The following is a 4877-nucleotide window of genomic DNA, read 5'->3' as shown; positions in this document are numbered from 1 at the left end:
GCCGGGCAGGGCCCCGACGTCGTCAACCTCTTCTACGGGTGGCTCCCCCTCTACGTCGACAGCGGTTACGTGCAGCCGTTGCCCGAGAGCGCCTTCCCGGTCTCCCAGATCGAGCGCGAGTTCGTGCCGATGGTCAAGGCCGCCAAGTTCGAGGGCAAGTACTGGGCGCTCCCCACGGCCGTCCGCACGCTGGCGCTCTTCTACAATAAAGACCTGTTTCGGAAGGCCGGGATCAGCCAGCCTCCCGCCGCCTGGGACGAATTCCTGGCGGACGCTCAGCGGCTGACCGAACGCGATGCGAAAGGGAACACGACCGCAGAAGGCTTCGGCATCGCCCCGGACGGCCAGGATCACCAACTGATCCGCGAGGTGCTGTTCCGGCAGTGGGGAGCCGCCCCCTACAGCGGCGACGGACGCCGCGCGACCTACAACACGCCCGGAGGGGCCGAAGCGCTCCGCTGGTACACCGATCTCGTGACGAAGTACAAGGTCGCGACGATCGGCTTCTTCCCCGGCGGCAACGGGTATCGGGATGCCTTTCTCGCGGGAAAGGCCGCGATGATCGTGGACGGCTCATTCGCGATCGGGGCGATCCGGGGGAGCGCGAAGTTCGACTGGGGGGTCGCCCAGCTGCCCCGCCGGACCGCCGGAGGCACGCCCGCGAACTTTGGCTCGTTGTGGGTGCACGGCCTCACGAACAAGGCGAAGGGACCGCAGCGGGAGGCGGCGATCAAGTTCCTGAAATTCATCACCTCGCCGGACACTCAGCGTCTCTGGCTGCAGCAGGTCGGAGAGATTCCGGCAGGCAAGGCGCTCGCCGACGATCCCAAGCTAGCCACGGATCCGGTCTACGGCCCGTTCATCAAGAGTCTCCCGTACGCGCACGCGACGTTCTTCATCGATGAGGCGGCACAGCGTCAAGTGTTGGTGGATGCAATCAACGAGGTGATCCTCAACCACAAAGATCCGAAGATCGCGCTCGACGAAGCCTCATCCAGGGAGGCGAAGATCCTGGGCGAGTTCTGGGCCAAGCACAAGTAGACGACCTCGCGTGGCCATCTCCGCGACACGGGCGCCCTCGGGGAAGTTGAGCATGGGGGCGCGCCGCGCGCTGTGGGCGTACGCGTTCCTGGCCGGCCCGCTCCTGTTCTTCCTGGCGATCCGGATCCTCCCCGCGGCCTCCGCCCTCTTTATCAGCCTGCACCGGTGGAATATCATCTCGCCCGAGAAGCCGTTCGTCGGGCTGGCCAACTTCCGCGAGATCCTGTCCGATCGGTTGTTCTGGAAGGCGGCCACGAACACGCTCCGGTATCTGATCGCCGGGATCCCCGCCCAACTCATCCTCGGGCTTGGAATCGCCCTGCTGCTCCGCCGGATCGTTCGCTTCCGCGGCTTCTTTCGAACGCTCTATTTCATCCCGTTTGTGACGCCTATCGTCGCGGCGGCCTGGGTGTGGCAGTGGCTGTACACGCCGACCTTCGGCCCCCTCAACCGCCTCTTCGACACCGTGGGCCTCCCCCCGCAGGCCTTTCTGCGCCGGCCCGAGCAGGCGCTGTACGCGATTGCCGCGATGGTGGTGTGGGAGTATATCGGCTTCCAGGTGGTGATCTTCCTCGCCGGGCTGGACGCCATCCCTCCGGTGTTTTATGAGGCCGCGGGCGTGGACGGCGCCAACGGGTGGGAGCTCTTCCGCCATATTACCCTGCCGCTGTTGAATCCGACGCTCGTCTTCTCGGTCGTCTACGGGAGCATCATCTACCTCCAACTGTTCACCCAGGTGCTCAACATGACGTTCGGCGATCAGGGGGGGCCGCTCGGCAGTACCCTGACGGTCGTGCTGTACGTCTACATCCAGGGGTTCCAGCGATTCCACATGGGGCCGGCGGCGGCCGCCACGGTGGTGCTCTTTGCCGCGATCCTCGCGATCACGCTCTTGCAGATGCGGTTCTTTTCGCGGCAGGTAGAGTATTGATGGCCACTCGGGTGGCGGCGGAGATGAGGGTGGCGCGCGGCGCAGCCGGGCAGACGCTGTTCCCCCGGCGGGCGCTGGGGAACACGCTGGCGTACGTCGCGCTCGCGGCCGGGGGTCTCCTGATCGTCTTTCCTTTCGTGTGGATGCTCGCCACCTCGCTCAAGGGGCCGCGGGAGATCTTCGAACTGCACTTCTGGCCTCAGGTGCCCACCCTCGACAATTTCCGGCGGGTGCTCACCACGACGCAGTTTCCCCGATGGTTCTTCAACAGCTTCGTGATCGCGGCGGTGACCACGGGGAGTGTCGCGTTCTTTGACTCTCTGACCGGCTACACGTTGGCCAAACTCCGCTTTCCCGGCCGGCAGGTCATCTTCATCGTCATCCTGAGCACGCTGATGATCCCGACCGAGATGCTCGTCATTCCCTGGTATACGATGAGCGTCCGGCTCGGGTGGATCGATACGTATTGGGGGATCATGTTCCCCGGGCTCACGAGTGCCTTCGGGGTGTTCCTGATGCGCCAGTTCATGACCGGCGTCCCCGACGAGCTGCTCGACGCGGCGCGGATCGACGGGCTATCGGAGTTCGGCCTCTTTGCGCGGATCGCGCTTCCGCTGGTGCGGCCCGCGGTCGCGGCGCTGTGCATCTTCACGTTCCTTGGAAACTGGAACGCGTTCATCTGGCCGTTGATCGTCATTCAAACGCCGGCGATGCGGACGCTGCCCGTGGGCATCGCGCTCTTCAGCGGCGAGGCGGGATCGGCCTGGCATCTCATTATGGCCGCGTCTTCGCTTGCCGTCCTGCCGGTCCTCGCCGTGTTCATCATCCTGCAGCGCCAGATCATCGAAGGTGTCGTGCTCACGGGGCTCCGCGGATGAGCGCCCGGCCCCCCGTGCTCGACGTCCACGCCCATTTCCCCGTCCGTGACGGACGTGACCCCGCGCGCGAGGCCTACGTGGCCCGCCACGGACAGGCCAAATGGGATCGGGTGATGGGCTGGCTCACCGAGGACCAGCGGGCCTGGCGCCGCGCCTGGGGCTTTCCGGACCCGGAGTCCGCCGGGTCGGACAATGAGATGGCGACGCGGTGGGCGGCCGAGGTGGACCGTCACCGCCTGGTCCGGATCGTCTTCGTGACCGGGGGCGACAACGACCGCCTCGCCAGAGTCGCGGCGAGCCATCCGGACAAGTTCATTGGCTTTGCCCATCACGATCCGTTCCGCCCCGACGCGGCCGCGGAGCTGGAACGGGCTGTCACAACGCTCGGGCTGCGGGGCTACAAACTGATCGCCCCGCTGCTCTCGGCCGGCATCGGCGACGAACGCCTCTGGCCGGTGTGGGAAACCGCGGAGCGGCTGGGGATTCCGGTTCTCATCCACTTCGGACCGCTCCGGTATCAGGGAATCGTTGCCCACCCCAACATGAGCCCGCTCACCCTGCAGGACGTCGCCCGGGCTTTTCCGGGCATCCCGTTCATCATCCCTCACTTTGGCTGCGGCTATCCGAGAGAGCTCCTACACCTGGCCTGGGTGTGCGGGAACGTCCACGTCGACACCTCGGGATCGAACGAATGGATGCGGTGGATGCCGTACGATCTCACGCTGGGGGGATTATTCCGGAAGTTCTTGGAAACCGTGGGCCCGCGGCGGATCCTCTTCGGGACGGATTCGAGCTGGTTCCCCCGTGGATTCGCGGTCCGGTATCTTGAGGATCAGCTGCGCGCCTGCTGGGAACTCGGGTGCGGCGATGAGACGATGCGGGCGATCTTTGCCGGAAACGCCGCTCGGCTGCTCGGAATCACGCTGAGCACGGGCGAGCGTTCGTGACGGCTGCGACACCGGGATCAATCCGGCGCTCCGTGGCTAGACCATGGTCTAGGGTTCACACCCTATCCCAGCAAGCGGCACGGAGCACCAGAATGCCTTAGCCTATACCCACCACATGCCCCAGACGGCAGGTTGTCAGCCCATACTCTTCCCCCCATTTAGCGGATTCCCGTTGCCGTGTTCGGCATTGACTATCGAACATATGCGCCCTATCATCCCTTCGAGTCCCGAGCGGGATGAGATCGAAAAGATCGTGGCGGAGCCGCGCAAGTATGATGCCAGAGGTGTTTTCAATGATCATCGAAATGCGAACCTATAAGACCAAGCCCGGCAAGCGTGCTCAATTTCTTGATATATTCCGCTCCAAGTCTATCCCGGCGCACACTGAAATCGGGATGAAAATATTAGGCCCATTTCTCTCCGTAGAAGATCCTGACACCTTCTTCTTTATGCGGGGCTTCCCTGATCTCTCGTCGCGTGAGCCTATGAAAGCAAAATTTTATGAAGGGGAGCTTTGGAAGCGCGAACTGGAGAACGTCCTGCTACCCATGTTGGAGAAGTATGAGGTCGTCGTCGTGGAAGCTCCTGAGGATCGGGTTCACTGGTCATGGGCTCGTTAAGTCCCTGCAACGCTCGCCGCGTTGAGTGGATCACCTTTGACTGCTTCGCCTAGGGAGCAAAAGTTAGTCGAGGCTAGTACGGATACCCAAGAAAAATGTGAGATCGTAGAGGGCGAGGCAAAGTTAGTCGAAGGTGGTTTAAGCCAGTCTATTTGTTTTTTATTTGTGCGGGCGGAAAAGCGGCAGTTCGCCCCAAATCATTTTGGGGTCATGCGCTGTCCTTCCCGTTACGGCTTCCCGAGGAAGGTCCCATCCTCGCGACACCAACTGAGCGTGGTATGGTGCAACTCCGCGCATGCCTCCATCGGCGTAAGCCGCGTGCCGTCTGGGCGGCACCAACCGGGGTCAACGTGAGCGGCTCCACAGGGGACCAGGGAGACTTGGTTAGTAACAGAGTAGGTCATTAGGGCCATGGAACTACCCCTTAGTTGGTCCCACACGCGCTCCTTGCCGATTTCGA

Annotated in this window: 5 protein-coding genes; all 5 read left to right on the top strand. The window is 63.3% G+C overall.

Annotation, left to right across the window (positions count from 1 at the left end):
- Nucleotides 1–1041 (top strand): extracellular solute-binding protein (locus tag VFP86_02120; GenBank protein ID HET8998420.1); only part of this gene is annotated, 1041 nt, incomplete at its 5' end.
- A gap of 52 nt (nt 1042–1093) precedes the next feature.
- On the top strand, nt 1094–1972 hold the full coding sequence (locus VFP86_02115) for a sugar ABC transporter permease (protein HET8998419.1): 879 nt from the start codon (nt 1094–1096) through the stop codon (nt 1970–1972).
- Nucleotides 1972–2850, top strand: a complete 879-nt coding sequence (locus VFP86_02110; protein HET8998418.1) for a carbohydrate ABC transporter permease — start codon at nt 1972–1974, stop codon at nt 2848–2850. Before VFP86_02115 ends, VFP86_02110 begins: the two co-directional genes overlap by 1 nt.
- Complete coding sequence (locus VFP86_02105) at nt 2847–3797, top strand: amidohydrolase family protein (protein ID HET8998417.1); 951 nt, start codon at nt 2847–2849, stop codon at nt 3795–3797. The genes VFP86_02110 and VFP86_02105 overlap by 4 nt, the downstream gene beginning before the upstream one ends.
- A gap of 272 nt (nt 3798–4069) precedes the next feature.
- Complete coding sequence (locus tag VFP86_02100; protein HET8998416.1) at nt 4070–4417, top strand: NIPSNAP family protein; 348 nt, start codon at nt 4070–4072, stop codon at nt 4415–4417.
- Nucleotides 4418–4877: the final 460 nt, after the last annotated feature.

Source organism: bacterium, from assembly GCA_035703895.1.
Lineage (GTDB): Bacteria > Sysuimicrobiota > Sysuimicrobiia > Sysuimicrobiales > Segetimicrobiaceae > Segetimicrobium.
The sequence above is the reverse complement of the archived record's forward strand: the minus strand, read 5'-3'. Positions and strand labels throughout refer to the sequence as shown.